General features: G+C 59.8%; 26 protein-coding genes, 1 tRNA gene and 1 pseudogene. 21 read left to right on the forward strand and 7 right to left on the reverse strand.

Annotation, left to right across the window (positions count from 1 at the left end):
• Positions 1-35: 35 nt before the first annotated feature.
• Together ACYZUM_RS05395 and ACYZUM_RS05400 are read right to left on the reverse strand one after the other, a co-directional pair.
• On the reverse strand, positions 36-827 hold the full coding sequence (locus ACYZUM_RS05395; protein WP_108182129.1) for a hypothetical protein: 792 nt from the start codon (positions 825-827) through the stop codon (positions 36-38).
• A gap of 99 nt (positions 828-926) precedes the next feature.
• Positions 927-1,880, reverse strand: a complete 954-nt coding sequence (locus ACYZUM_RS05400; RefSeq protein WP_108184372.1) for an alpha/beta hydrolase — start codon at positions 1,878-1,880, stop codon at positions 927-929.
• Between the two features lie 130 nt (positions 1,881-2,010).
• On the opposite strand from ACYZUM_RS05400, the gene aroC reads away from it, so the two are divergent.
• From aroC to mtnC, 5 genes are all read left to right on the forward strand, one after another.
• Positions 2,011-3,102 carry a chorismate synthase gene (gene aroC / locus ACYZUM_RS05405; RefSeq protein ID WP_041068866.1) on the forward strand — a complete coding sequence of 364 codons (1,092 nt, stop codon included), beginning with the start codon at positions 2,011-2,013 and terminating at the stop codon, positions 3,100-3,102.
• A gap of 31 nt (positions 3,103-3,133) precedes the next feature.
• Positions 3,134-4,279, forward strand: coding sequence for an MFS transporter (locus ACYZUM_RS05410; protein WP_108182130.1), 1,146 nt, complete (start codon positions 3,134-3,136; stop codon positions 4,277-4,279).
• A complete protein-coding gene (locus ACYZUM_RS05415; protein WP_041068872.1) occupies positions 4,276-4,902 on the forward strand; it encodes a methylthioribulose 1-phosphate dehydratase in 627 nt (208 codons plus the stop codon). Before ACYZUM_RS05410 ends, ACYZUM_RS05415 begins: the two co-directional genes overlap by 4 nt.
• Positions 4,903-4,994: 92 nt before the next feature.
• The gene (locus ACYZUM_RS05420) at positions 4,995-5,540 is read left to right on the forward strand and encodes a 1,2-dihydroxy-3-keto-5-methylthiopentene dioxygenase (RefSeq protein ID WP_047293056.1); all 546 of its coding nucleotides are present in this window, start codon (positions 4,995-4,997) and stop codon (positions 5,538-5,540) included.
• A gap of 4 nt (positions 5,541-5,544) precedes the next feature.
• Positions 5,545-6,228, forward strand: a complete 684-nt coding sequence (gene mtnC / locus ACYZUM_RS05425) for an acireductone synthase (RefSeq protein WP_108182131.1) — start codon at positions 5,545-5,547, stop codon at positions 6,226-6,228.
• Between the two features lie 177 nt (positions 6,229-6,405).
• Here the strand turns inward: mtnC and ACYZUM_RS05430 are convergent, their stop codons facing one another.
• Positions 6,406-6,684 (reverse strand): DUF3509 domain-containing protein, encoded by a 279-nt coding sequence (locus ACYZUM_RS05430; RefSeq protein ID WP_027613327.1) that lies wholly within the window; start codon positions 6,682-6,684, stop codon positions 6,406-6,408.
• A 377-nt stretch (positions 6,685-7,061) separates the two neighbouring features.
• On the opposite strand from ACYZUM_RS05430, the gene ACYZUM_RS05435 reads away from it, so the two are divergent.
• From ACYZUM_RS05435 to ACYZUM_RS05480, 10 genes are all read left to right on the forward strand, one after another.
• Entirely contained in the window at positions 7,062-8,900 is a 1,839-nt protein-coding gene (locus ACYZUM_RS05435) for a long-chain-acyl-CoA synthetase (protein ID WP_142580004.1), read from the forward strand.
• 96 nt (positions 8,901-8,996) lie between these two features.
• The gene (locus ACYZUM_RS05440; protein WP_108182133.1) at positions 8,997-9,515 is read left to right on the forward strand and encodes an ankyrin repeat domain-containing protein; all 519 of its coding nucleotides are present in this window, start codon (positions 8,997-8,999) and stop codon (positions 9,513-9,515) included.
• Between the two features lie 158 nt (positions 9,516-9,673).
• Complete coding sequence (locus ACYZUM_RS05445; protein ID WP_047292960.1) at positions 9,674-10,204, forward strand: hypothetical protein; 531 nt, start codon at positions 9,674-9,676, stop codon at positions 10,202-10,204.
• Positions 10,205-10,275: 71 nt separating this feature from the next.
• On the forward strand, positions 10,276-10,467 hold the full coding sequence (locus ACYZUM_RS05450) for a PLDc N-terminal domain-containing protein (RefSeq protein WP_007960694.1): 192 nt from the start codon (positions 10,276-10,278) through the stop codon (positions 10,465-10,467).
• A 228-nt stretch (positions 10,468-10,695) separates the two neighbouring features.
• Positions 10,696-11,571: a polyamine aminopropyltransferase gene (gene speE, locus ACYZUM_RS05455; RefSeq protein WP_041068886.1), complete on the forward strand. Its 876-nt coding sequence runs from the start codon at positions 10,696-10,698 to the stop codon at positions 11,569-11,571.
• A 289-nt stretch (positions 11,572-11,860) separates the two neighbouring features.
• Entirely contained in the window at positions 11,861-12,094 is a 234-nt protein-coding gene (locus ACYZUM_RS05460) for a hypothetical protein (protein ID WP_041068889.1), read from the forward strand.
• Between the two features lie 214 nt (positions 12,095-12,308).
• Positions 12,309-12,656 carry a ribonuclease E inhibitor RraB gene (locus ACYZUM_RS05465; protein WP_041068892.1) on the forward strand — a complete coding sequence of 116 codons (348 nt, stop codon included), beginning with the start codon at positions 12,309-12,311 and terminating at the stop codon, positions 12,654-12,656.
• A 535-nt stretch (positions 12,657-13,191) separates the two neighbouring features.
• Positions 13,192-14,601: a circularly permuted type 2 ATP-grasp protein gene (locus ACYZUM_RS05470; RefSeq protein ID WP_108182135.1), complete on the forward strand. Its 1,410-nt coding sequence runs from the start codon at positions 13,192-13,194 to the stop codon at positions 14,599-14,601.
• Between the two features lie 12 nt (positions 14,602-14,613).
• Positions 14,614-15,564: an alpha-E domain-containing protein gene (locus tag ACYZUM_RS05475; RefSeq protein WP_007960702.1), complete on the forward strand. Its 951-nt coding sequence runs from the start codon at positions 14,614-14,616 to the stop codon at positions 15,562-15,564.
• Positions 15,561-16,364 carry a transglutaminase family protein gene (locus tag ACYZUM_RS05480; RefSeq protein ID WP_108182136.1) on the forward strand — a complete coding sequence of 268 codons (804 nt, stop codon included), beginning with the start codon at positions 15,561-15,563 and terminating at the stop codon, positions 16,362-16,364. The genes ACYZUM_RS05475 and ACYZUM_RS05480 overlap by 4 nt, the downstream gene beginning before the upstream one ends.
• Positions 16,365-16,485: 121 nt before the next feature.
• On the opposite strand, the gene ACYZUM_RS05485 is transcribed toward ACYZUM_RS05480, so the two are convergent.
• Positions 16,486-17,307, reverse strand: a complete 822-nt coding sequence (locus ACYZUM_RS05485) for a c-type cytochrome (RefSeq protein ID WP_108184373.1) — start codon at positions 17,305-17,307, stop codon at positions 16,486-16,488.
• A gap of 583 nt (positions 17,308-17,890) precedes the next feature.
• Between ACYZUM_RS05485 and ACYZUM_RS05490 the strand changes: the two genes are divergently transcribed.
• From ACYZUM_RS05490 to ACYZUM_RS05500, 3 genes are all read left to right on the forward strand, one after another.
• Positions 17,891-19,096, forward strand: coding sequence for an acetyl-CoA C-acetyltransferase (locus ACYZUM_RS05490; protein WP_108182137.1), 1,206 nt, complete (start codon positions 17,891-17,893; stop codon positions 19,094-19,096).
• Between the two features lie 24 nt (positions 19,097-19,120).
• Positions 19,121-21,265 carry a 3-hydroxyacyl-CoA dehydrogenase NAD-binding domain-containing protein gene (locus ACYZUM_RS05495; protein ID WP_108182138.1) on the forward strand — a complete coding sequence of 715 codons (2,145 nt, stop codon included), beginning with the start codon at positions 19,121-19,123 and terminating at the stop codon, positions 21,263-21,265.
• A gap of 94 nt (positions 21,266-21,359) precedes the next feature.
• Positions 21,360-22,082: an amidotransferase gene (locus tag ACYZUM_RS05500; protein WP_041068915.1), complete on the forward strand. Its 723-nt coding sequence runs from the start codon at positions 21,360-21,362 to the stop codon at positions 22,080-22,082.
• 99 nt (positions 22,083-22,181) lie between these two features.
• Here the strand turns inward: ACYZUM_RS05500 and ACYZUM_RS05505 are convergent.
• The 3 genes and pseudogenes from ACYZUM_RS05505 to ACYZUM_RS05515 all read right to left on the reverse strand — a co-directional run bounded on the left by ACYZUM_RS05505 (position 22,182) and on the right by ACYZUM_RS05515 (position 24,916).
• Positions 22,182-23,152, reverse strand: a pseudogene (locus tag ACYZUM_RS05505) (magnesium and cobalt transport protein CorA).
• Between the two features lie 134 nt (positions 23,153-23,286).
• Positions 23,287-24,009, reverse strand: a complete 723-nt coding sequence (locus tag ACYZUM_RS05510) for a 1-acylglycerol-3-phosphate O-acyltransferase (protein ID WP_108182139.1) — start codon at positions 24,007-24,009, stop codon at positions 23,287-23,289.
• A 217-nt stretch (positions 24,010-24,226) separates the two neighbouring features.
• A complete protein-coding gene (locus tag ACYZUM_RS05515; protein WP_108182140.1) occupies positions 24,227-24,916 on the reverse strand; it encodes a crotonase/enoyl-CoA hydratase family protein in 690 nt (229 codons plus the stop codon).
• Between the two features lie 295 nt (positions 24,917-25,211).
• Between ACYZUM_RS05515 and ACYZUM_RS05520 the strand changes: the two genes are divergently transcribed.
• From ACYZUM_RS05520 to ACYZUM_RS05530, 3 genes are all read left to right on the forward strand, one after another.
• Positions 25,212-25,301 (forward strand) — tRNA-Ser (locus ACYZUM_RS05520).
• Between the two features lie 162 nt (positions 25,302-25,463).
• Entirely contained in the window at positions 25,464-25,784 is a 321-nt protein-coding gene (locus tag ACYZUM_RS05525) for a YbjQ family protein (protein ID WP_007960724.1), read from the forward strand.
• Between the two features lie 214 nt (positions 25,785-25,998).
• Entirely contained in the window at positions 25,999-26,187 is a 189-nt protein-coding gene (locus ACYZUM_RS05530; RefSeq protein ID WP_108182141.1) for a hypothetical protein, read from the forward strand.
• Positions 26,188-26,336: the final 149 nt, after the last annotated feature.

Here is a 26,336-nt window from a genome sequence, read left to right on the forward strand (position 1 = left end):
CCTGTAGGAGCTGCCGCAGGCTGCGATCTTTTGATCTACCGGTGCGTAGCAATCCAGATCAACAACCCCGCCTGAAACACCGCAAACGCCACCAGACAGGTAATGGTAAAGCGCAAACCAGCATCTTCACGCTTGAACTTGCTGACCTTCTCTTCCTGCTTCTTCAGCTTCACTTCCTGCTCGGCCAGGTTCTGCTCGGCCTGTTGCAGCATCTGCGCCGCTTCGAGAATCTCGACGATCTGCAGCTTCTCGCTGTTCCAGTCGCCCAGCAAGTCACCGACCTGCACCTCTTTGACGCTGCCCTTCAAATGCTGGGCGTCGGCGTAGACCACGTCAAAGCCATGCACGCGCAAGAAGTGATCGCGACGCAGGCGGGTGTCTTCGTTCAGCGCGTCCTTGTTGTTCAGGTCCATGCCGTCGACGGTGTAGGCGGGCCAGCGTCTTTTCGCCCAATTGATGCCTTGCGCGGCCAGGAAGCGACCGATGCCACGGTTCAGCGGTTCGATCTGCAAGCCGCTGTCTGGGCCGAAATGCACACGCTTGCTGGTGTGATTGACCCACACATCGAGATGGTTCTGCTCTTTGCGCACGCGCTGGCCGGGCAGTTTGATCGCCATGCGCATCAGGCTGTGCTCTTTGCTGTTGCGCTCGGCATAGCCGAATTCGACAAAACGCAACGGCCGGCCACCGGTGTGACGGTCAGTCTGCAGCGGGGCCAGGCGGAGCATCTTGTGGTGCTCGACGCTGACGTCCGCCCATGGCAGCTCGACCGCTGGCGGTGCGTCTTTTTCAGCGGTGGTGTCGGGTGAAGTCGGGGTATCAGTCATAACGGCGAGATCCTGTCCAAGCCCTGCTTGTCGCCAGCCGGTACGCTGGCGACAAAGGCTTATCGGCCGTTTTTTTCAGGACTGGAGGGTAAACACCGTTTAACGGCTGCGAAGTCCGTCAATAAATTCGATGAGTTTGCCGCCCAGCTCCGCCGCCAGTGGCAAATTCGGGTCCTTGTAGGAGGCCAATTGCCGCTTCACATCGGCAGCGACGATGCGCATGACGTGGTTCATGCCGTCGATTACCACCAATTCGGCATTGGGATTGGCCGCTTTGAGCGCCTGTGCATCGCCGACGCCGACCTGCATGTCGTTGCTGCCCTGAACGATCAGCGTAGGCATCTTCAGTTGTGCAAATGCCTTGGCCGGATCCTGACGGAACAGCGAAATCAGATACGGCTGCACGCTCGGGCGGAAGATCGGTTGCAACGGCGCCGGCACGTCGGCATCGGTGTGACCGGCCTTGAGGCTGTCGAGAATCTGGTTGCTGCGCAACATCAACGGTGGCGGCAGGCTGCGCGCCAGTTGCTCGCGGATCACCTGATCCACCGGGCGCGCGCTGCCGGACAGCGAAATCAGCGCAGCGGCGTCGGCACGCGGGGCGGCGAGGGTGGCAATCAGTGCACCTTCGCTGTGACCGAGCAGAATCAACGGGCCGAAACGCGGATCACTTTTCAGCTTCTGGCTCCAGGCCACAGCATCGTTGACGTAGGCCTCCACCGACAGATTGCGCTCGTCAGGCGTGGCCGCGAAGCTCGCAGCGACACCGCGCTTGTCGTAGCGCACGCTGGCAATGTTGTGTTTGGCCAGCACCCAGGCCAGCCGTTTGAGACTGTCATTGCGCCCGCCATCGGGGTTATTGCCGTCGCGATCTGTGGGACCGGAGCCGGCAAGGATCAGGACAACCGGCACCGGGCTGTCGGATTTTGGCAGCAACAGCGAGCCGAAAAGTTCACCGTTGCCGGTGTCCAGAGAGATCGGGCGCTGCAGGACAGTCGCGTGGGCAAAGCCGGTAAACAGGGTAAGACTCAAGATCAGAACTCGCAGCATCATCACGCCATCATTCGCCAAGGTGCCGGTTGGACTCACCAACACCACTAAGGTTCGAGGATGAACTACTCGGTTAGCCTGCGTATACTGGCGCGCATCACGAATTCGGGTTTGATTTCACGGAGCGTCCTGCATGTCCGGCAATACCTACGGCAAGTTGTTCACTGTCACCACCGCTGGCGAGAGCCATGGTCCGGCGTTGGTCGCCATTGTCGACGGCTGCCCGCCGGGCCTGGAGATCTCCCTCGAAGACCTGCAGCGCGACCTCGATCGCCGCAAGCCGGGCACCAGCCGCCACACCACCCAGCGCCAGGAAGCCGACGAAGTCGAAATCCTCTCCGGCGTGTTCGAAGGGCGCACCACAGGTTGCTCGATCGGCCTGTTGATCCGCAACACCGACCAGAAGTCCAAGGACTACTCGGCGATCAAGGATCTGTTCCGCCCGGCGCACGCCGACTACACCTACCACCACAAATACGGTGAGCGCGATTATCGCGGCGGCGGACGCAGCTCGGCGCGCGAAACCGCCATGCGCGTGGCGGCCGGGGCGATTGCGAAGAAATTCCTCGCCACCCAAGGCATTGTCATCCGTGGCTACATGAGCCAGCTCGGTCCGATCGAAATCCCGTTCAAGACCTGGGATTCGGTGGAACAGAACGCGTTCTTCAGCCCGGACCCGGACAAGGTGCCGGAGCTGGAAGCTTACATGGACCAATTGCGCCGCGATCAGGACTCGGTCGGGGCGAAGATCACCGTGGTTGCGGAGGGCGTGATGCCGGGCCTGGGCGAGCCGATTTTCGATCGCCTCGACGCTGAACTGGCGCACGCACTGATGAGCATCAACGCGGTGAAAGGCGTGGAAATAGGCGCCGGTTTCGCCTGCGTCGCTCAGCGCGGCACCGAGCATCGTGATGAACTGACCCCGGAAGGTTTCCTCAGCAATAACGCTGGCGGCATTCTTGGCGGGATCTCGTCCGGTCAGCCGATTGTGGCTCACTTGGCGTTGAAGCCAACATCGAGCATCACCACCCCGGGCCGTTCGATCGACATCCACGGCAACCCGGTGGACGTGATTACCAAGGGCCGCCATGACCCGTGCGTCGGCATCCGCGCCACGCCCATTGCCGAAGCGATGATGGCCATCGTGTTGATGGACCACCTGCTGCGTCACCGTGGGCAGAACGCCGACGTGCGCGTCAGCACCCCGGTGCTGGGTCAGCTTTGATGGTTGATCGCCAAGCCGTCGCGGCCTGACCGTGGCGGCGCTCCCGTACTGGCGGCTGTCCAGTTTCTATCTGTTCTATTTCGCCTTGCTCGGTTCGACAGCGCCGTTTCTGGCGCTGTACTTCGATCACCTCGGCTTCAGCCCCGCGCGCATCGGCGAACTGGTGGCGATCCCGATGCTGATGCGCTGTGTGGCGCCGAACATCTGGGGCTGGCTCGGTGACTACACCGGCAAACGCCTGGCCATCGTGCGCTTTGGCGCCGTGTGCACGCTGCTGACGTTCTCGCTGATTTTCGTCAGCAAGACCTACGCCTGGCTGGCGATGGTCATGGCGCTGCATGCGTTCTTCTGGCATGCGGTATTGCCGCAATTCGAAGTCATCACCCTTGCGCATTTGCAGGGACAAACCTCGCGCTACAGCCAGATTCGCCTGTGGGGTTCGATCGGTTTCATCATCACCGTGGTCGCGCTGGGCCGTTTGTTCGAATGGCTCAGTCTCGATATCTACCCGGCCGCGCTGGTGCTGATCATGGCCGGCATCGTCCTCAGCAGCCTGTGGGTGCCGAACGCGCAACCCCCGCAAGGTAACCGGCCAAGCGGCGAAGGTTTCCTCAAGCAGCTGCGCAGCCCTGGTGTGCTGGCGTTTTACGCCTGCGTCGCGCTGATGCAGATGAGCCACGGCCCGTATTACACGTTTCTGACTTTGCACCTTGAGCGACTCGGTTATAGCCGTGGTGTGATCGGTATGCTGTGGGCCGTCGGTGTAGTGGCGGAAGTGCTGATGTTCATGGCCATGAGCCGGATTCTCGCGCGGTTTTCCTTGCGTCGGGTGCTGATGGTGAGTTTTCTGCTGGCGGCGCTGCGCTGGTTGCTGCTAGGTTCGTTCGCCGAATTCCTGTGGCTGCTGTTGTTTGCGCAAGTGCTGCACGCGGCGACCTTCGGCAGCTTTCATGCGGCTGCCATCGCGTTCGTGCAACGTAGCTTCGGTGCGCGTCAGCAAGGTCAGGGTCAGGCGCTTTACGCCGCGCTGGCCGGCACCGGTGGCGCGCTCGGTGCGTTGTATTCCGGTTACAGCTGGAATGCCCTCGGCGCGACATTGACCTTTAGTATTGCCAGTCTCGCGGCGCTCGCTGCTGCCGTTATCATTGCCACACGTATGCAAGAGGACAGGCCATGAGCCTTACGCGTGAACAGCTCGCCCAGCAAATCGTCGACGCCGGGCGTTTTCTTTATGGTCGCGGCTGGTCGCCGGCCACCAGCAGCAATTACTCGACGCGCCTGTCGCCGAGCGAAGCGCTGCTGACCGTGTCCGGCAAGCACAAGGGCCAGTTGGGCCTGGACGATGTGCTCGCCACGGATTTGTCCGGCAACAGCCTGGAACCGGGCAAAAAGCCCTCGGCCGAAACCCTGCTCCACACTCAGCTCTACAGCTGGCGCGCGGAAATCGGTGCGGTGCTGCACACCCATTCGGTGAACGCCACGGTCCTGTCGCGGCTGACACCGCAAGACTTTATCGAGTTCGAAGACTACGAACTGCAAAAAGCCTTCAGCGGCATCTCCACCCACGAATCCCGGGTGCGCGTGCCGATCTTCGACAACGATCAGGACATTGCGCGCCTCGCGGCCAAGGTGCAGCCTTGGCTCGACGCCCATCCCGATTGCGTCGGTTACCTGATTCGCGGCCACGGCCTCTACACCTGGGGTGCGCAGATGAGCGATGCCCTGCGGCAGATCGAGGCTTTTGAATTTCTGTTTGAATGCGAGTTGAAAACCCGCAGCGTCATGAACCGCCAAGGCTGACTTCACCAGAAGCCGCCCATTTGCCTGATGAAATGCACTGCCCGACCGGTCTGCAAGAACCGGACGGCAAGGCCGTTACCGAGGAATTGCCCATGAGCAGCCTGTCCGTTTATCACGTATCCAGCCCCGAGATTCCGAACAAGGTGCTGACCCATTTCGAAGACATCGCCTCGACGCTCGCCGAGCAGGGCGTACGCTTCGACCGCTGGCAAGCCGCGACGAAGATCCAGCCCGGTGCCAGCCAGGAAGAGGTGATCAGCGCCTATCAGGAGCAGATCGACAAGCTGATGACCGAGCGCGGTTACATCACCGTCGATGTGATCAGCCTCAACAGCGATCACCCGCAAAAAGCCGAACTGCGCGCCAAGTTCCTTGAAGAACACCGCCATGGCGAGGACGAAGTGCGCTTTTTCGTCGCCGGTCGGGGCCTGTTTACTTTGCACATCGACGATTACGTGTACGCGGTGCTGTGCGAGAAGAACGACCTGATCTCGGTGCCGGCCGGCACCAAACACTGGTTCGACATGGGCGAGCACCCGCATTTCGTGGCGATTCGCCTGTTCAACAACCCGGAAGGCTGGGTCGCCAACTTCACCGGCGAAGACATCGCCGGGCGCTTCCCGCGTCTGGAGGACTGAGCCGATGTCGATCAAAGTCATCCTCACCGACATTGAAGGCACCACCAGCGCGGTGAGTTTCGTTTTTGATGTGCTGTTCCCGTATGCGGCCAAACACCTGCCGGACTTCGTGCGGCAGAATGCCGAGCGCGCCGATGTCGCCGAGCAGATCGCCGCCGTGCGCCGCGACAACAACGAGCCGCAGGCCGATGTTGAACGGGTGGTGGAAATCCTCCTGAGCTGGATCGCCGAAGACCGCAAGGCCACGCCGCTCAAAGCGCTGCAAGGCATGGTCTGGGCGCAGGGCTATCAAGCCGGGCAGTTGAAAGGCCACGTCTACCCGGATGCCGTTGAAGCGCTCAAGCGCTGGCATCAGGCCGGTTATCAACTGTTTGTGTATTCGTCGGGTTCGATCCAGGCGCAGAAGCTGATTTTCGGCTGCTCCGAGGCGGGGGATCTGACACCGCTGTTCAGCGGTTACTTCGACACCACGTCGGGGCCTAAACGCGAAGAACAGTCCTATCGCAACATCCAACAGGCAATTGGCGTCGAGCCGGGGGAGATTCTGTTTCTGTCGGACATCGTCGAGGAACTGGATGCCGCGCAGGCTGCCGGTTTGCAGACCTGCGGCCTGGCTCGCGAGGGTGGGGAGCTGGGAAGCCATATCACCGTCGACAGCTTCACCGGCATCGAACCCGAAGCCTTCTAACCACACACAACCCCTGTAGGAGCTGCCGAAGGCTGCGATCTTTTGATCTTGATTTGGTATTAAAGATCAAGATCAAAAGATCGCAGCCTTCGGCAGCTCCTACATAAGCATTGCGTACAAACAAAAGGCCGTGGAGCAGATGCTTCACGGCCTTTTTTGTTTAATGCGTTTACATTTTTACAGCGAGTGATACGTCGGCAGGGCAAAACGCTGCTGGCTTTGCAGCATTGCAATCTGCGGCAGTTCACTGGCTTCTTCTGCCAGGTCACGACGGATGGCGCTGATTGCCCATGACAGTTGGTCGGCGTTGTGCATTTGCTGGTAGGTCAAGGCGCGCTTGAACACTTTGCCTTCGCTGCTGCGCAAGGTCAGCAAAATCCCGCCATCAGGACGCGGTGCAGTGGTGACGTTGAAGTTGGAGAACAGGGAGGTAAATTTTTCTTGAATCAGGCTCATGTCTTTCAGCTCCGTATGCACTTGAAGGGCAAGCATGCAGAGGAGGTTGCAGCGATTGTGCCAGTATTTGAAAAATAAAAAATCCTTTAAAATCAATGGTTTGAAAATCATGAAATTTGCACGGGTCGTGCAAACTGCATGAATGGCCATCGTGCATCCTGCATTTTGCGGGATTCTCTTCAGTTGGACGGAACCAAATGGCAAAGGCGCAATCTCCGCTGCCAGGCATGAGCGGGCGGATACAAAACATTGCAAAAACCGCGTGTACAGCTTGAGAAGCGCTGTCGTATTTTCGATCCCGACCTTGCCCGCAACGCAGGTCATGCCACGGCCCGAACAATAAGAAACCGGCCAGCCAGGTCGAACGGGGAACTGCCATGAGTCACGCGCCGAGCGACACGATTACCTGGAGCATGATGCTCCGCAAACTGCCGACAATCGCCAAAGCCATCCCGCGGGTGGTCAAGGGCATGAAAGTCGCCAACGTCACGGATCCGACCCAAACGTGTGGCCTCGGCTGGACCTTCGAGCAGGCAACCCTGCGTAACCCTGAAGGCCTGGCGATCCTGCAGGACAACGTCTTGCTGACCTACGCGCAGGTCAACCAATGGGCCAATCGCATCGCCCACTATTTGAGTGCGCAGGGCATCGGCAAGGGCGATGTGGTCGCGGTGTTCATCGAAAACCGCCCGGAACTGCTGGTGGCCATTCTGGCCTTGGCCAAACTCGGTGCCGTTAGCGCATTGCTCAACACCTCGCAGACTCGCGATACGCTGATTCACAGCATCAATCTGGTGGCGCCAGTGGCGATCGTGCTCGGTGAAGAACTGCAGCCGGCGTTTGCCGCGATCCGCGAGCAGGTGTCGATCCCGGCGCAGCGCACCTGGTTTATCGCTGACCGCGACACCTACAGCCACCCGGGCATTGCGCCCGAGGGCTACCTCAACCTGATCAGTGCCAGTGCCGATGCGTCCGGTGACAACCCGCCCAGCAGCGGCGAAGTGTTCTTCAACGATCCGTGTTTTTACATCTACACCTCCGGCACCACCGGCCTGCCCAAGGCCGGGGTGTTCAAGCACGGTCGCTGGATGCGCAGTTCGGCCAGCTTCGGCATGATCGCCCTGAACATTACGCCCGACGACGTCGTCTATTGCACTTTGCCGCTGTACCACGCCACGGGGCTCTGCGTGTGCTGGGGCTCGGCGATCAACGGTGCTTCCGGGTTCGCCATCCGCCGCAAGTTCAGCGCCAGCCAGTTCTGGCCGGACGTGCGTCGCTATAACGCGACCACCCTCGGGTATGTCGGCGAATTGTGCCGCTATCTGGTCGATCAACCACCCAGCGCCGATGACAGCCGTCACGCCGTGCGCAAGATGATCGGCAACGGCTTGCGTCCCGGCGCCTGGGCCGAGTTCAAGACCCGGTTTGCCGTCGAGCACATCTGCGAGCTGTACGCGGCGAGTGACGGCAATATCGGCTTCAGCAACATTCTCAACTTCGACAACACCATTGGTTTCTCGCTGATGGCCTGGGAACTGGTGGCATACGACCACGACAGCGGGCAGCCGCTGCGCAGCGCCAACGGCTTCATGCGCAAGGTCGGCAAGGGCGAGCAGGGCTTGCTGCTGGCACGGATCGATGAAAAGGCCCCGCTGGACGGTTACACCGACCCAGAGAAAACCGCCAGAGTGGTGCTACATGATGTGTTCAGCAAGGGCGACCGCTTCTTCAATACCGGCGACTTGCTGCGCAATATCGGTTTCGGCCATGCGCAGTTTGTCGATCGCCTCGGCGATACCTACCGCTGGAAGGGCGAAAACGTCTCGACCACGGAAGTGGAAAACCTGTTGTTGCAGCATCCGCACATTTCCGAGGCGGTGGCCTACGGTGTGGAAGTGCGCAACACCAACGGTCGCGCCGGGATGGCCGCCATTACGCCCGCCGAGTCACTGGCGACCCTGGATTTCACTGAATTGCTCGCATTCGCCCGTCAGCGCATGCCGGCCTATGCGGTGCCGCTGTTCCTGCGGGTGAAGGTGAAAATGGAAACCACCGGGACGTTCAAATACCAGAAGACCCGTTTGAAAAACGAGGGCTTCGACCCCGCCCAGACGGGGGATGACCCAATCTATGCCTGGTTGCCCGGCACTCAGACTTACGTGCAGGTGACGGATCAGGTGCTGACCGATATTCATCAGGGCAAGTACCGCTATTGAGATTGGCTATGGCCGGACTTGAGAAAAAGGGGGTGACAGCTATCGTCGCGCTCGGGAAACTGTCGGCTTTGCGAATAACCGAAAGTGGAGTTGCCCATGTCTGACCAAAGCCGCCAGATGACCCCTGAAGAAGCTGCCGAATTCACCGAGCAGGTTTTCAACAAGGCGCGCGAAGGTGATGCGCTGATGCTTGATCGGCTGATCAGCGCCGGTTTGCCGGTGAACCTGAAAAACAGCAAGGGCGACACGCTCTTGATGCTCGCCAGTTACTACGGCCACGTCGACGCGGTGCAGGTGCTGCTCAAGCACAAGGCCGACCCGGAAATGCGCAACGGCAACGGCCAGAGCCCGATTGCCGGTGCCGCGTTCAAAGGCGATCTGGCGGTGGTCAAGGCGCTGGTGGAAGCGGGGGCCGAGATCGAAGGCTCGTCCTTTGACGGACGCACGGCGTTGATGATGGCGGCGATGTTCAACCGCGTTGAAATCGTCGATTACCTGCTCGGCAAAGGCGCGGATCCGCAAGCCAAAGATGCCAATGGCATCACCGCGCTGGATGCGGCGCGGACCATGGGGGCGGTCGATACCACGGCGCAGCTGGAAAAGCTGTTGGGCTGATAAGGTCAAAAGATCGCAGCCTGCGGCAGCTCCTACAGGTCTCACATTCGTTCGCCAAATGGGCGCGGAACTTGTAGGAGCTGCCGCAGGCTGCGATCTTTTGCTTTGTGCGCTATCCTCCGCGCCCTCAAATTCAACCTTCCACAGGATCCGCCCTCATGAAAGCCGCACTCGTCGAACTCATTAGCAAAATCAGCTCCGGCTGCATGGGCGAGGACGAGATCCTGAACGTGGCCGACGAAGCGGCGCAGGCCTACGCCGATGCCGATGCGTTCCTCGCGGCCAACCCGGACATCAACTACGACGACACCTTCCCGATTCCGCTGGGTGAGTGGGTGGTGGTCGGCAGCCTGCCGGACACCGTGCTGTTCCAGGCCGACACCTACGTTGACCTGTTCGCGCAGATCGTCGCCTCGTTCGGCCCGGGCGTCGAATTCAACCTCAAGCCCAAGCAACTGGCCAAGACCGAGGCACTGACCGCACTCAACCGCATTCAGGTGCAGATGAGCAGCCTGAACAAGGAAAACGGCGGTTACACGCTGATGAACTTCAGTCAGCTGCTCGATGACGAGCTGCAAGTGGTGCTGGTCTACGGCAACGACGTGCCACGAGTGCTGGAGCTGTGTGCCGAAGTCGGCATCGCGGCGGCGCCGTCCCTGGAAGCGCTGAAAGTCGCCGTTCACGTCTGAACGCAATAAAAGGGAACCCTGCGCGCGACCGTCTATCCTAAAAGTGCATGCCACTAATCTGGAGTGACACCATGGGTTCCACGTTCAACGGGCTGATTGGCCTGATCATTCTTGCCCTCGACATCTGGGCCATTATCAACGTACTGAAAAGCGGTGCCGAGACCGGGATGAAAATCCTCTGGGTCCTGCTGATTATCCTCCTGCCGGTGCTGGGTCTGATCATCTGGGCGATTGCCGGGCCGCGGGGCAATGTGCGGGTCTGAAGAACACTGTAATACCCCTGTAGGAGCTGCCGAAGGCTGCGATCTTTTGACTTTGTTTTTTTTAAAACAGAGATCAAAAGATCGCAGCCTTCGGCAGCTCCTACATGGATTGTGGATTGTCGATAAACAGAGGTTCGACCTGTCATCTTCGGCAACGTAGAATGCGCGCCTTTCCCGGGCAATCGTCCCCCACGATTGGCGCCCGCGCATTCATCGGAGCACTTGACCATGACCGTCACCAAGACCAGCGAGTACCTGGAAACCCTCTACGAAGGCTACGGCCAGCGTTTTCGCATGGAAAAACTGCTGCACGAAGTGCGCACCGAACATCAACACCTGGTGATCTTCCAGAACCCGCGCATGGGTCGGGTGATGGCGCTGGACGGAGTGATCCAGACCACCGAAGCCGACGAATTCATCTACCACGAAATGCTCACCCACGTGCCGATCCTCGCCCACGGCACAGCCAAGCGCGTGCTGATCATCGGCGGCGGTGACGGTGGCATGCTGCGCGAAGTGACCAAGCACGCCAGCGTCGAGCACATCACCATGGTCGAGATCGACGGCACCGTGGTCGACATGTGCAAGGAATTTCTGCCGAACCACTCCAAGGGCGCCTATGACGATCCACGCCTGAATCTGGTGATCGACGACGGCATGCGTTTCGTCGCCACCACCACAGAAAAATTCGACGTGATCATCTCCGACTCCACCGACCCGATCGGTCCGGGCGAAGTGCTGTTCTCGGAGAACTTCTACCAGGCCTGTCACCGTTGCCTGAACGAAGGCGGAATCCTCGTGACCCAGAACGGCACGCCGTTCATGCAGATCGATGAAGTCAAAACCACCGCCGGTCGCCTGCGCAGCCTGTTCCCGGACTGGCACTTCTATCAAGCGGCCGTGCCGACCTACATTGGCGGTTCGATGACCTTCGCCTGGGGCTCGACCAACCCGGCCTACCGCAAACTGAGCCGTGAAACCTTGCAGCAGCGCTTCATCGGCAGCGGCATCGTCACCCGCTACTACAACCCGGAAATCCACATCGGCGCGTTCGCGCTGCCACAGTACGTGCTGCAGGCGATCAACAAGCCGAGCAACGACTGACGCACTATTCCCGGATCGGTGATAGATCCCCTGTGGTGAGGGGATTTATCCCCGACCGGCTGCGCAGCAGTCGGAAAATCGGCAGACGCGTTGGAACTGACACTATGCGTTCGCTGAATTCAGGGACGCTTCGCGCCCATCGGGGATGAATCCCCTCGCCACACAAGCCTGTTTCCCCATCGGTTAATTTTTTTTCATGTTCGTGCGCTGCAATCCTTTTGAACGATCAATCTCGCCAAAAGTCGAGATAGTAGTAAGCCCATTTGCGGGTTTGATCGAGGAGGCACCGATGCAAAAGTGGAAAGTCACTTTCGTGGACGATCATGGTGAAATTGTCGATGAGGTGTTCGAGCGCGCGGAATGCCCCAGTGACGACGAGGCTGCACGCCTGATCAAGGAACGGCTCCTGCCGGTGGCCGCCAAACTGGATCTGAACGATCTGGAAGGGCGAACCCCTGATGCTGGCGTCAAAAGCCTCGAAACCCAGAACAGCATCAAGATCCGCAGCATCACTCCAATCTGAAAATCTTCCTTTCATCCGCAACAACCAGGCCTTGGCAGCAGCTCTATCTTGGGGCTACTCTGCAAGCGAGATCAGCGAACGAATCGCTAAGGTCTGGTCTTGTCAGCTACATGCTTGTTTCCCGCCGGCAACCGGTTTGCCGATGTACTTCTGGCCTGTAAGGCCCGGGGCGGGAATACGGAAAGTCTATCCATCTATCCGAGGGGGACGTTTCATGAGCACAGCCTATCAAGAAGACATCAGCAGCAACGTACTGCGCCGCATGAAAGAAGGCGGTTTCGACTTTTCCCGGTTCCATCCCATCGAGTTCTACGCCATTTTTCCGGACGAGGAGCGGGCGCGCAGGGCGGCGGGCAAATTTCGCGGTGAATCCATCAATGCCCAGGTCAGTGCGCGCGAAGATGGCGCGTGGTCACTGGAACTGAGCAAAGTGATGCACGCGACCTATGACGACATTGGCGATTTCGAGCAGGGCTTTTCTGCCGTGGTCGAGCCGCTGGGCGGCATCATCGAAGGCTGGGGCGTCAAGCAGGAGGTGCGCAACCGCCATCGTCTGAACTGATCTCTGGATTCAGGTATTGAGCAACGGCTGACCTTCGGGTTGGCCGTTGTCGTTTTCAAAGATCAAAAGATCGCAGCCTCCGGCAGCTTCTGCACCAATCACCTGCAGGAGCTGCTGGAGGCTGCGATCTTTTGCTTTTTACTTTCAAAACATTTCAGAAAGGCAAAAAAAAGCCACCGGAGAGGGTGGCTAAAAGGGAAGACCGATAAGGAGAGGAAACCGGTCAGGGTTACGGCCTGCGGGGACTGCGCGGGCAGTCCGGATCAGTGGAGCTGAAGCCTTCAGTGGGGAAGTTTTCAGCGAATGCGCCGATTATCCGCAGCCCGGCGCAAGCAGTGAAATCAACTCTGACTATGCTGGTGATAGGCGATGCAGTGCGTCGCAATGAAGCGGGGGCAATCCTGTTGGAGCATTTGCCGCACAGGAATGGTGCGGTGCTTGCGGCTTGATTATCCAACCGATTGAAATCAAAGCGTTTATGCCGATGGCACGGGCCTTGCGAAGGCCTGTAGGTCCGGGTGACAAGGAGTACGGCATGATCCGCACCTATTTTGATGAAATGTACGATGCCGGCGGCCAGGTTCGCCCGCATTACCGGGAGTTCGCCCGCTGGCTTGCCGACACGCCTGACGAGTTGCTGGCGCAACGGCGGCGCGAGGCCGACCTGCTGTTCCACCGGGCCGGGATCACCTTCACGCTCTATGGCGACGAGCAGGGCACCGAGCGCCTGATTCCGTTCGACACCATTCCGCGCAGCATTCCCGCCAGCGAGTGGCGGATCGTCGAGCGTGGCTGTATCCAGCGGGTCAAGGCGCTGAACATGTTCCTTGCCGACCTCTATCACGAGCAGCGCATCATCAAGGCCGGGATCATTCCCGCCGAACAGGTGCTGGCCAACGAGCAGTACCAGTTGGCGATGCAGGGCCTGGACCTGCACCGCGATATCTATTCGCATATTTCCGGCGTTGATCTGGTGCGCGACGGCGACGGCACCTACTACGTGCTCGAAGACAACCTGCGTACCCCGAGCGGCGTCAGCTACATGCTTGAAGACCGCAAGATGATGATGCGCCTGTTTCCGGAGCTGTTCGCCGCCCAGCGCATCGCGCCTATCGATCACTACCCGAACCTGTTGCTCGACACCCTGAAAAGCTCCAGCCCGATCGACGACCCGAGCGTGGTGGTACTGACGCCGGGGCGCTTCAACAGTGCGTTCTTCGAACACGCCTTTCTGGCACGGGAAATGGGCGTCGAGCTGGTGGAGGGCGCGGATCTGTTCGTGCGTGACGACAAGGTCTTCATGCGCACCACCGACGGGCCGAAAGCGGTGGACGTGATTTACCGGCGTCTCGACGACGCTTTCCTCGACCCGCTGGCGTTCCGCCCGGACTCAATGCTCGGCGTACCGGGACTGCTGTCCTCCTATCGCTCGGGCAACGTGGTGCTGGCCAACGCTATAGGCACCGGCGTGGCGGACGACAAGTCGGTGTACCCGTTTGTCACCGACATGATCCGCTTTTACCTCGACGAAGAGCCGATCCTGAAGAACGTGCCGACCTGGCAGTGCCGCAATCCCTCGGAACTTTCCCATGTACTGGCCAATCTGCCGGATCTGGTGGTCAAGGAAACCCAAGGCTCCGGCGGTTACGGAATGCTGGTGGGGCCGGCGGCGACGGCGGCGGAAATCGATGCATTCCGCGACCGGATCAAAGCTAAACCCCACGCGTACATCGCGCAGCCGACGTTGTCACTGTCGACCTGTCCGACCTTTGTCGAAAACGGCATTGCGCCGCGCCATATCGACCTGCGTCCGTTTGTACTGTCTGGCCGCGAAACCCGGGTCGTGCCCGGCGGTTTGACCCGTGTCGCCCTGCGTGAAGGCTCCCTGGTGGTGAATTCCTCCCAGGGTGGCGGAACCAAGGACACCTGGGTGGTCGAGGATTGAAGGAAGCTTGCCATGTTAAGTAGAACTGCCTCGGATCTGTACTGGATGTCGCGTTACCTGGAGCGGGCGGAAAACCTCGCGCGGATGCTCGATGTCAGTTATTCGCTGTCGCTGATGCCGCAGGACGGTCGCGGCGACGGTCTGCACGAGCTGGCCATGCCGCTGCTGATTACCGGCACCCTCGACGATTACCTTGAGCGTCACGGCGAACTGCATGCCGAACGCTTGCTGCATTTTTTCGCCCTCGATGCGGCCAACCCGGCGAGCATCTACAGCTGTCTCGGCGCGGCGCGGGCCAGTGCGCACGCGGTGCGTGGACGAATCACCGCAGACATGTGGGAGAACATCAACGCCACCTGGCTGGAGATTCGCGGCATTGCCGAGCAGGGCCTCAGCCGTTACGGCATGAGCCGTTTCTGCGAGTGGATCAAGGAGCGCTCGCACCTGTTCCGTGGCGCGTCCTACGGCACGATCATGCGCAACGATGCGTTCCGCTTCATTCGCCTGGGCACCTTCATCGAGCGTGCAGACAACACGCTGCGCCTGCTCGATGCGCGCTACGAAATGGCTGGCGATCAGGCCGAGGCCGTCAGTGACGGCACCGCCCACGCTTACTATCAATGGAGTGCGCTGCTGCGGGCGCTGTCGTCTTTCGAGGCCTACACCGAGATCTACCGCGACGCCCCCGGCGCCCGGCATGTCGCCGAGCTGCTGCTGTTGCGCGCCGATGTCCCGCGTTCGTTGCGTGCCTGCACCGAGGAAATCGACCAGATCCTCGCCCAGTTGCCAGGGGCCAACGGCCGTCCGGCGCAACGTCTGGCCGCTGAGATGGACGCGCGTCTGCGCTACACCGGCATCAACGAAATCCTTGCCGAAGGCCTGCACGCCTGGCTCACCGAATTCATCCCGCTGGTGCGCCAGTTGGGCAACGCGATTCACAGTTCATACCTGGAGGCTGCATGAGACTTTCCATTAGCCACGAGACCACCTATCACTATGAAGATCAGGTGCGGGCGAGCATCCAGTATCTGCGCCTGACCCCGCACGACAGCGAGCGTCAGCACGTGTTGAGCTGGCAGCTCGACCTGCCGCGACCGGTGCGCGCGCAGCTCGATCCGTTCGGCAATATTCTGCATGTGCTGACCATGGATGAACCGCACGAAGCGATCATCATCGGCGCCCGCGGCCAGGTAGATATCGACGAGTTGCGCGAGGCCGAGCATGAGAGTCAGTCGGCGCTGCCGTTCCTGCGCTTCACTCGCCTGACCGAGGCGGACGAAGCGTTGCGTACGTTTGCCGACAAATCCTGCAAGCAGCGACGTGACCGCACCGCCCTGATCGATCTGATGCACGGCTTGAATCAGCACATGACCTACACGCCGGGCTCCACCGAAGTCGACACCAGTGCCGCCGAAGCCTTCGCCGGGCGCGCCGGGGTTTGCCAGGACCACACTCATGCCTTTCTCGCCTGTGCACGCAGCCTGGGGATCCCGTCTCGCTACGTTTCCGGCTATCTGTACAGCGAAGACGCCGAGCACCTGGCCAGCCATGCCTGGGCCGAAGCATGGCTGGATGACGCCTGGTACAGCTTTGACGTGACCAACCAATTGGCCCGCCCGGAGCGGCACCTGAAACTGGCGGTGGGCCTGGATTATCTGGACGCCTGCCCGGTGCGCGGCATGCGCCGGGGCGGGGGGAGCGAGCAGATGCATGCGAAGGTGTTGGTGTCGCCGACGCCAGTCATTTCCGTGCAGCAACAGTAGATCCGGGATACCGCTATCGCTGGCAAGCCAGCTCCCACAGGTTATGCGCTGACTCTGAATCCGCGGTAATCCTGTGGGAGCTGGCTTGCCAGCGAAGAGGCCGGTGATATCACCGCAACGCTTATGGCTTGATCTTCCGCCCAGCCATGTGCTGCAAATAGCCAATCAACAACTGCAAATCCCCCTCCGGCAACACCTCCGCCGAAAACCCCGGCATCTTCGCCTGTGGCCACTGGCGCAAACTCTGTGGATCACGAATGTAGCGCTTGAGGAAGTCCGCGCCGAAATACTCGGTCGGGTTGTACGGAATGTTCAGGTCCGGCCCGAACTGCGCATCGCCCGCACCGTTCAAGCGGTGGCAGGCCAGGCAGTTCTTCTGGAACAGCGCAAAACCCTGATTCACCGGGTCATTCGCTTTCAGCGCGGGATCCGGCAACAGGGCAGGGAAACGTTCGGCCACTGGCGCCATGCGCTTGATGCTTGCCACCTGGAACGGCCATTGTTCCGGGCTGATATTGCCGGCCTGCGGGTCGGTCCATACCAGATAAAACGGCCCTGCGCTGTGCTTGCCTTCGGACAGCGGCGGCCACGGCTGCGCCGGGTCTTCGATCGCCAGCCAGGCCCGTGCGCCTTTGGTATTGAGCAACGGTGCAGCGCTCAGCTCGGCGGCAAAGCCGTCCAGCGCCACCGCTTGCAGATGATCGTCCGGTTTGATGCCCGTGAGCAGCGCCGCGACCGGGACGGCGCGATAAATCATGTCCTTCTTGTAAGACACATCATTGTTGATGGTCAGGGTTTGTACCTGAGGGTGCTTGAGCAATTCCTCGGTCTGCCAGGTGTGACGAGTTGCGCCCAGCTGCAGATCCAGCTGTGCGGCAGACAAGGGCATGCTCAGCAGCAAGGCCCAGAACATAATGAGCGTTTTCAAATGATCGCCGTCCATGTCGTAGGAGTGCGCAAAGGTTGGCACAGCCACGCTGGCCCGGGAAGCGGGCCAGTCACATTGTTGATGGCAATGAAATGCACCGGCCGGCGAGTCAGCCGATGACCTTGGTCAGGTTCGGCAAAATAAGCAACAGCGTGGTGGCGAAAAGAATGAGCCCGGCTTGACGAACTTTCGGTTGTTTGAACATGGCTTGACCGCCTTTATTGTTATTTCCTGATGTTTGCCTGCATATCCATGACGGCAAACGCTGCACTTCCTGTAGAAGAACGTCGGCCCCGGCAAAACCCGACGACCCTGACGTACATTTACTACCTTAGAGCCCGCGTCACGCGCGGCTTAGATCCATTTCGTATGTATTTGCTGCTGCTGGCAATAAAAAAGACATGAGGCGTATTGCCAGCTTCTGCGCCGACCGCTTGCTAGACAACTCGCCGACCTGAACCGGTTCACCTGAGGGTGGATGACCGTCCGTCTGAGCGTGCGCGTCAACATCATTGAGCGCTGTGGTCATTGAATCCTCGACGGCGCGGGACAACAGTGAGACCACGAAATTCACTCACCGCACAGGTTCGAGGACGTCATGACCCAAGCTTTGATTTTCGATGCGCTACGTACGCCCCGTGGCAAAGGCAAGGCCGATGGCGCGCTGCACAGCGTCAAACCGGTGAATCTGGTCGCGGGGCTGTTGACCGCGCTGCAGAGCCGTACCGCGCTGGACACCAGCCAGGTCGATGACGTGGTACTCGGTTGCGTCACGCCGATTGGCGATCAAGGTTCCGATATCGCCAAAACCTCGGTGCAGGTGGCGGATTGGGACGTCAGCGTCGCCGGTGTGCAGATCAACCGCTTCTGCGCCTCCGGTCTGGAAGCGGTGAATCTCGGCGCGATGAAAGTCCGCTCCGGTTTCGAAGACCTGGTGGTGGTCGGTGGCGTCGAGTCGATGTCGCGGGTGCCGATGGGCAGCGACGGCGGCGCCTGGGCGCTGGATCCGCAGACCAACCTGCACAGCCACTTCACCCCGCAGGGCGTTGGCGCGGATCTGATCGCCACCCTTGAGGGCTTCAGCCGTGAGGATGTCGATGCCTATGCGTTGCACTCGCAGCAAAAAGCTGCACGTGCCCGGGCCGACGGTTCGTTCAACAAGTCGTTGGTGCCGGTGCAGGACCAGAACGGCATTATCCTGCTCGACCACGACGAATTCATTCGCGCCGAATCGACGATGGAAGGCCTGGGCAAACTCAAGCCAAGTTTCGAAATGATCGGCCAGATGGGCTTCGATGCCACCGCGCTGCGGGTTTACAGCCACGTCGAGCGAATCAACCACGTACACACGCCGGGCAACAGCTCCGGGATCGTCGACGGTGCGGCGCTGATGTTGATCGGTTCCGAAGCCAAGGGCCGTGCGCTGGGTTTGCAGCCTCGGGCGCGTATCGTCGCCACGGCGGTGACCAGTACTGACCCGACGATCATGCTCACCGGCCCGGCGCCGGCCACCCGCAAGGCGCTGGCCAAGGCCGGTTTGCGCGTGGAAGACATCGACCTGTTCGAGGTCAACGAGGCGTTTGCTTCGGTGGTGCTCAAGTTCATCAAGGACATGGCGGTCGACCCGGACAAGGTCAACGTCAACGGCGGCTCGATCGCCATGGGCCATCCGCTGGGCGCAACCGGTTGCGCGATCCTCGGCACCTTGCTCGATGAGCTGGAAACCCGGGGTCTGCGTTACGGCCTGGCGACGCTGTGCGTCGGCGGCGGCATGGGCATTGCCACCATCATCGAACGCCTTTGAGCCCCGAATTCAAGGAATCTTGTTATGAGCGAAGCCATTCGTTACGAAAAAGGTCAGGACGCCATCGTCGTGCTGACCATCGACATGCCGGGCCAGAGCGCCAACACCATGAACGCCGTATACCGCCAGGCCATGGGCGCCTGCGTCGCGCGGCTGGTGGCGGAAAAGGACAGCATTGCCGGGGTCATCATCACCTCGGCGAAGAAAACCTTCTTTGCCGGCGGCGACCTCAATGAGCTGATCAAAGTCGGTAAACCCGAGGCCAAAGCGTTCTATGACATGGTGCTGAGCCTCAAGGGGCAATTGCGCACCCTGGAAACCCTCGGCAAACCGGTGGTCGCAGCGATCAACGGTGCCGCACTCGGCGGAGGCTGGGAAATCTGTCTGGCGTGCCATCACCGGGTGGCGCTGGACGATGCGGCGGTGCAACTCGGTCTGCCGGAAGTGACCCTCGGACTGTTGCCGGGCGGCGGCGGGGTGGTGCGTATGGTGCGTATGCTGGGGATCGAAAAGGCGCTGCCGTATCTGCTCGAAGGCAAGAAGATCCGCCCACAGCAGGCGTTGCAGGCCGGTCTGATCGATGAGTTGGCGGCGGATCGTGACGAGTTGCTGGCCAAGGCGCGCGCCTGGATTGTCGCCAACCCGAGCGCGATGCAGCGCTGGGATGTGAAGGGCTACCAGATTCCCGGCGGCACGCCGTCGAATCCGAAGGTCGCGCAGATGCTGGCGATTGCGCCGTCAATCCTGCGCAGCAAGACTCAGGGCACGCTGCCCGCGCCGGAGAAAATCCTCTGCGCGGCGGTGGAGGGTGCGCAGGTCGATTTCGACACCGCGCACCTGATCGAAACCCGTTACTTCACCGAACTGACCACCGGGCAGATCTCGAAAAACCTGATCGGCACCTTCTGGTTTCAGCTCAACGAAATCAATGCCGGCGGTTCGCGGCCGCAGGGCTTTGAGCCCTATGTCACGCGCAAGGTCGGTGTGCTCGGCGCAGGCATGATGGGCGCCGGTATCGCCTTCGTCAGTGCTTCGGCCGGTATCGACGTGGTACTCAAGGACATCAACCTGGCGGCGGCCGAGAAGGGCAAGGCCCACTCGGCGGCATTGCTGGACAAGAAAGTCGCCCGTGGGCAGATGACGGCTGAAAAACGCGAGGCGGTGCTGGCGCGGATCCAGGCCAGCGAGAGCGATGCCGATCTGGCGGGTTGCGATCTGATCATCGAGGCGGTGTTCGAAGACCGTGAACTGAAGGCCAACGTTTCCTCTGCAGCGCAAAAGATTGTCGGTGCTGACGCGGTGATTGCCTCCAACACATCAACGTTGCCGATCACCGGACTGGCGACGGCAGTACCCGATCAGAGCAAGTTCATCGGTCTGCATTTCTTCAGCCCGGTGGACAAAATGCCGCTGGTGGAAATCATCAAGGGTGCGCAGACCAGTGCTGAAACCCTGGCGCGCGGTTTCGACTTCGTCCTGCAGATCAAGAAAACCCCGATCGTGGTCAATGACAGTCGTGGCTTCTTTACCTCGCGGGTGTTCGGCACCTTCACCAACGAAGGCATCGCCATGCTCGGCGAGGGTGTGAGTGCGCCGATGATCGAGACCGAAGCGCGCAAGGCCGGGATGCCGGTCGGGCCGCTGGCGATCTCCGACGAAGTCTCCCTTAGCCTGATGAACCATATCCATCAGCAAACGGCCAAGGACCTGCAAGCGGAAGGGAAACCGCTGACAGAGCATCCGGCGTTCGCTGTGATTGACTTGCTGCTCAACGAATACAAGCGCCCGGGTAAAGCCGCCGGCGGGGGCTTCTACGATTACCCGGCGGGTGGTCAGAAGCATCTGTGGCCGGAGCTGAAGACGCGTTTCGAGAAGGCTGACGGGCAGATTTCACCGAAGGATGTGCGTGATCGTCTGCTGTTCGTGCAGGCTCTGGAAACCGTGCGCTGCGTGGAGGAGGGTGTACTGACTTCGACGGCAGATGCCAACGTCGGCTCGATCTTCGGCATTGGATTTGCCCCATGGACCGGCGGCGCATTGCAATTTATCAATCAGTACGGCGTGCAGGACTTCGTCGCACGCGCGCAGTATCTGGCTGAGCAGTACGGCGAGCGCTTTGCGCCACCGGCGTTGTTGCTGGAAAAAGCCGCGAAAGGCGAGTTGTTTTAAGTGATCGGCTGAGCGCTGCGGGGCTTGCCTTGCCGGGGTGTTTCAAGGCAGGCTCTGGGTGTTCATTATTCCCATCACGTGTCAGGTATTTTTTATGTCGCTACGCATCTGCATTCTGGAAACCGACATCCTGCGTCCGGAACTGGTCGATCAATATCAGGGTTACGGGCAGATGTTCCAGCGCCTGTTCTCGCAGCAACCGATTGCCGCCGAGTTCACCGTGTACAACGTGATGCAGGGTGAATACCCAAGCGACGACCTGACCTTCGATGCGTACCTGATCACCGGCAGCAAGGCCGATTCGTTCGGCACCGACCCGTGGATCCAGACTCTCAAGCAATACCTGCTGACTCGCTACGAGCGTGGCGACAAGCTGCTCGGCGTGTGCTTCGGCCACCAACTGCTGGCGCTGTTGCTCGGTGGCAAGAGTGAGCGCGCCACTCAGGGCTGGGGTGTCGGCACCCACAACTACAAACTGGCGGCCAAGGCGCCGTGGATGAGCCCGGTGCGGGAAGAGTTAACGTTGCTGATCAGCCACCAGGATCAGGTCACGGCGTTGCCGGAAAACGCCACGGTCATTGCCTCCAGCGATTTCTGCCCGTTTGCCGCGTATCACATCAACGATCAGGTGCTGTGCTTCCAGGGCCACCCGGAATTTATCCACGACTATTCGCGGGCGCTGCTGGATCTGCGCCAGGACGCGCTGGGGTCACAGATCTATTCCAAAGGCGTGGCCAGCCTGGAGCAGGAGCACCATGGCACGACCGTGGCGGAATGGATGATGCGGTTTGTGGCGCACAAGCCAGAAGCTGCTTGATAGCAGATCAAAAGATCGCAGCCTGCGGCAGCTCCTACAGGGTGTACACCATCCCAATGTAGGAGCTGCCGCAGGCTGCGATCTTTTGCTTTTGCTTCCCTACAACCACCCCGACCTCTTGAAACTCGCCCACAAACTCACGCACCCCACCGTGATAAACCCCAGCACGGCGAAATAGCCGTAATGCCAGCTCAGCTCCGGCATGTTCTGGAAGTTCATCCCGTAAATTCCCGCCACCGCCGTCGGGAACGCCAGAATCGCCGCCCACGCAGCAAATTTGCGTTGCACCACACTTTGCCGTGACGCCTCCAGCAACACGCCGATCTCGATGGTCTGACTGGCAATGTCCGCCAGCGTCGTCAGGTCTTCCATCTGCCGCGTGACGTGAATCTGCACATCGCGGAAGTACGGGCGCATGTTCTTGTCGATGAACGGGAAACTCAGTTTCTGCAGCTCCTCGCCGATCTCTACCATCGGCGCTGCATAACGGCGCAGGCGCAACACATCGCGGCGCAGGCCGTGAAGTTTCTGGATGTCATGCTCGTTCAACGCACTGCACAGCACGTTGCGCTCCAATTCATCAATCTCGGCATGAATCGCTTCGCCGACTGGCTGGTAGTTTTCGATCACGAAATCCAGCAGTGCATAGAGGACGAAATCTTCGCCGTGCTCGAGCAACAGCGGCCGCGCCTCACAGCGCTGGCGGACATGCGCATAGGACGCCGAGTGGCCGTTGCGGGCGGTGATGATGTAGCCCTTGCCAGCGAAGATATGCGTTTCGATGAACTGCAAAATCCCATGCTCGCGGATCGGCGAGTAGGTGACGATAAACAAGGCGTCACCAAAGGTTTCCAGCTTTGGCCGGCTGTGTTTTTCCAGGGCATCTTCGATGGCCAGTTCGTGCAGGTTGAACTGGCGTTGCAGATTGGCCAGCTCCTGAGCGTCCGGCTCTTCCAGGCCGATCCAGACAAAATGCCCGGTTTTGCGGCCCAGGCGGCGCCTTCGTCAAGCGTGATATTGGTGACTTTCTTACCGGCGCTGTAAACCGCAGCAGCAACAACTCGACCCATGGTGGTGGTTCACTTCTTCTTGGCAGATGGCAGGGAATACAAGGCTTCAGCTTAGCCGTGTCGCTGCTTGAGAGTCAGTGAAATCTGCACAGTTCACCCGGCAAAAGAAAACCCGCACGAGGCGGGTTGGTTTTTCACGCAGCTTGCAGCTGCTGATCCATCGCGGCGATGCACTCGCGCATCTGTTCGCGGCATTGGGACATGAGCATGGGCATGTCATCCATGGTCAGCCCGGCTGTAGGAATCGCCGGCAGCGAGCGTATGAGAATTTTCCCGCTGCGCCAGCGGTTCAGGCGCATGTGCTTGATGTAGCTGCTGACGCACACCGGCACAATCGGCACACCGGCGGCGATCGCCATCTGGAACGCGCCTTTCTTGAATGGCAGCAGTTCTTCACCGAGGTTGCGCGTGCCTTCCGGGAACACCCAGATCGACGTGTCTTCGTGTTGCAAGGTGTGGGTGGTGGTGAGCATCGACTTGCGCGCCTTGTGCGCGTTCCCGCGATCGATCAACACGTTGCCTGCCAGCCAGAACAGTTGCCCGAACAGCGGCACCCATTTCAGGCTCTTCTTGCCGATGCACACAGTCCGGCGGGGTACCACGTTGCCGAACACGAACAGGTCGTAGTTGGACTGATGGTTGGCCACGATCACGCAGCTGTCGGGCTTGTTCATCAACGGGCCGACTTCAGCCTTCACACGCAAACGCAAAATACACATGGCCGGTAGCGCGTAGAGGCGGGCGCACAGTCGGCTGTTGTCCGGATTGAACGGACGGCACAGCCCGAGGATCACCCCCAACACGCCGGCCAGAATAAAGTGCAGGCCCATCAATAACATACGAAACACAAACAGCATTTTCAGGCCCCACCGGGACAAAAGGTGGCGCAGTGTACGGATGTGCACTGTTTTCGGCAATTGCTGCTATAGAGTCCGGAGATAGGCGATGTTTAAGCGCATGTTTCCAAGTTGATCGTCAGACGCGTCCTAGAGCTGTCGGCAGATGACCAACCGAACGCGCAAGAAAAAGCCCGACACGACGGTCGGGCTTTTCTTCGGCTCGGGAAGCGTGGGTTTAACCCAGATGCTCCTGATCCTGAATGATCGCGTTGTCGAGGGCTTCGAGCAGTGCCTTGCGCACTTTGAGCTTGGTGTTCTTGTGCGCGTTCATGTTGATCTTCTTCAGCTGACGCGCCGCTGCCAGGGCTGCACCTTGCAGCTCTTCGGCAGCCACCACCTTGTCGAGGAAACCGGCATCCACCGCGCTTTTCGGATCAAACATCTCGCCGTTGATCACCGAACGGTGGAACGCCGAGCGACGCAGGCGATCACGGGCCAGCTCAATGCCGGCGTGGTGCATGGTCATGCCGATCTGCACTTCGTTCAGGCCGATGCTGAACGGGCCACCGACGCCGATGCGGTAATCGGCAGACAACAGCAGGAACGCGCCTTTGGCCACAGCGTGACCAGGGCAGGCGACAATCACCGGGAACGGATGAGAGAGCAGGCGGCGGGCGAGGGTCGAGCCAGCAGTGACCAGTGCCACGGCTTCTTTAGGCCCGGCGGTCATCACCTTCAAGTCGTAGCCGCCCGACAGAATTCCCGGCTGACCGGTAATGATCACGATGGCACGATCAGTCTTCGCCTGATCCAGCGCCGCGTTGAACGCCGCAATCACGTCCGGGGAAATGGCATTGACCTTGCCGTTGTTCAAGGTCAGGGTCGCGATACCGTCTTCGAGGTGGTAGGCAATCAACTCACTCATGACGCTATTCCTTGTAAGAAAGATGGGCAGACGTTACCCACCGCCGCAGGCCAGGTAAAGCGCCGTGACTGACCCGCCAGTCACCGTTTCCGGCCGCGCCCGGCGTAGCACACCGTTCTGCTTCTATATAAAAGGGTGGCCGTCACCAGAGATTGTCCGGTTTGCCATCGCCCAGGGTGGGTCGAAACGCCTTTATGCCTTAAGCGCATGAAAATTCTGAAAAAAAGTTTGCCATCAGAAAAGCTTTCGACTACATTAGCGCGCCTCGACAGACAGAACATGTTTGAAGAGATACGGTGAAGTGTCCGAGTGGCTTAAGGAGCACGCCTGGAAAGTGTGTATACAGGAAACTGTATCGAGAGTTCGAATCTCTCCTTCACCGCCACATTCAATACACAAAACCCCTGATTTCGAAAGAGATCAGGGGTTTTGTGGTTTCTGGCGTCTGGATTTTAATCCGCCGCGCAAGTTGCGCTGGCAGTGCTCGGCCAGGATGGCCATAGCACATTACAATCGCCACTTTATCCGCTGAAAAAGGACGGTTCCCATGATCATCTCCACCACCCACGCCATCGAAGGCCGCCAGATCACCGCGTACCTGGACATTGTCAGCGCGGAGTCGGTGCAGGGCGTCAATGTGATTCGTGACCTGTTTGCCGGCATGCGCGACTTTTTCGGTGGGCGCTCGCAGACGCTGGAGCGGGCGTTGAAAGAGGCGCGGGTTCAGGCGACGGACGAGATCAAGGAGCGGGCTCGAGCGTTGCAGGCGGATGCGGTGGTCGGGCTGGATTTCGAGATCAGTATGCCGGCGGGCAAGGGCGGCATGGTTGTGGTGTTCGCGACCGGCACAGCGGTCAAGTTGCGTTGAGGTTGTGCAGGTCAGCGCCATGGCTTGGATCCCACAAGCTTCAGGGCGTCTTCGGGTAATGGGATGTTGAAGAGGTGTAGGCCATTCGTCGGGCATCGGTCGAACTGAACCGCAAGTCCAGTAATGACCGACTAGTCTCAAAAGCCTTGGAGGTCGATATTTTTTCGGGCAAAAGGGCTTTGCCAGTGTCGATCTATTGCAAAGGGGAGAGGCTATGACTGATCCGTATATCGAAGACGATGGAGCTGAGTTTTCATTCAATAACTGTGTCCGTTGCGGCCAGACGGAGTATCAATCGGGCTTTGGCGAGGACCCGGTGCAGACCGGCAAGATCAAGTCCACCGTGCCCAAGGGGCCGAAAGCCAAATTCCTTCCGAAGGTTTCGGCCCGGTCAAGAAAGTAAGGTGAGACCAAACAACCCCGTCTATGAACGGGGTTTTTTATGCCTGATGTTTATGAAAGGAAATCTCCTACAAGTGATCGGGCAGATTCGGTTTTTTTTCACAAACTTTTCACGTCCACGGACGTAGGGTGAAGCCATCCGTTAGAAAG

The organism is Pseudomonas sp. m6p, assembly GCF_055760375.1.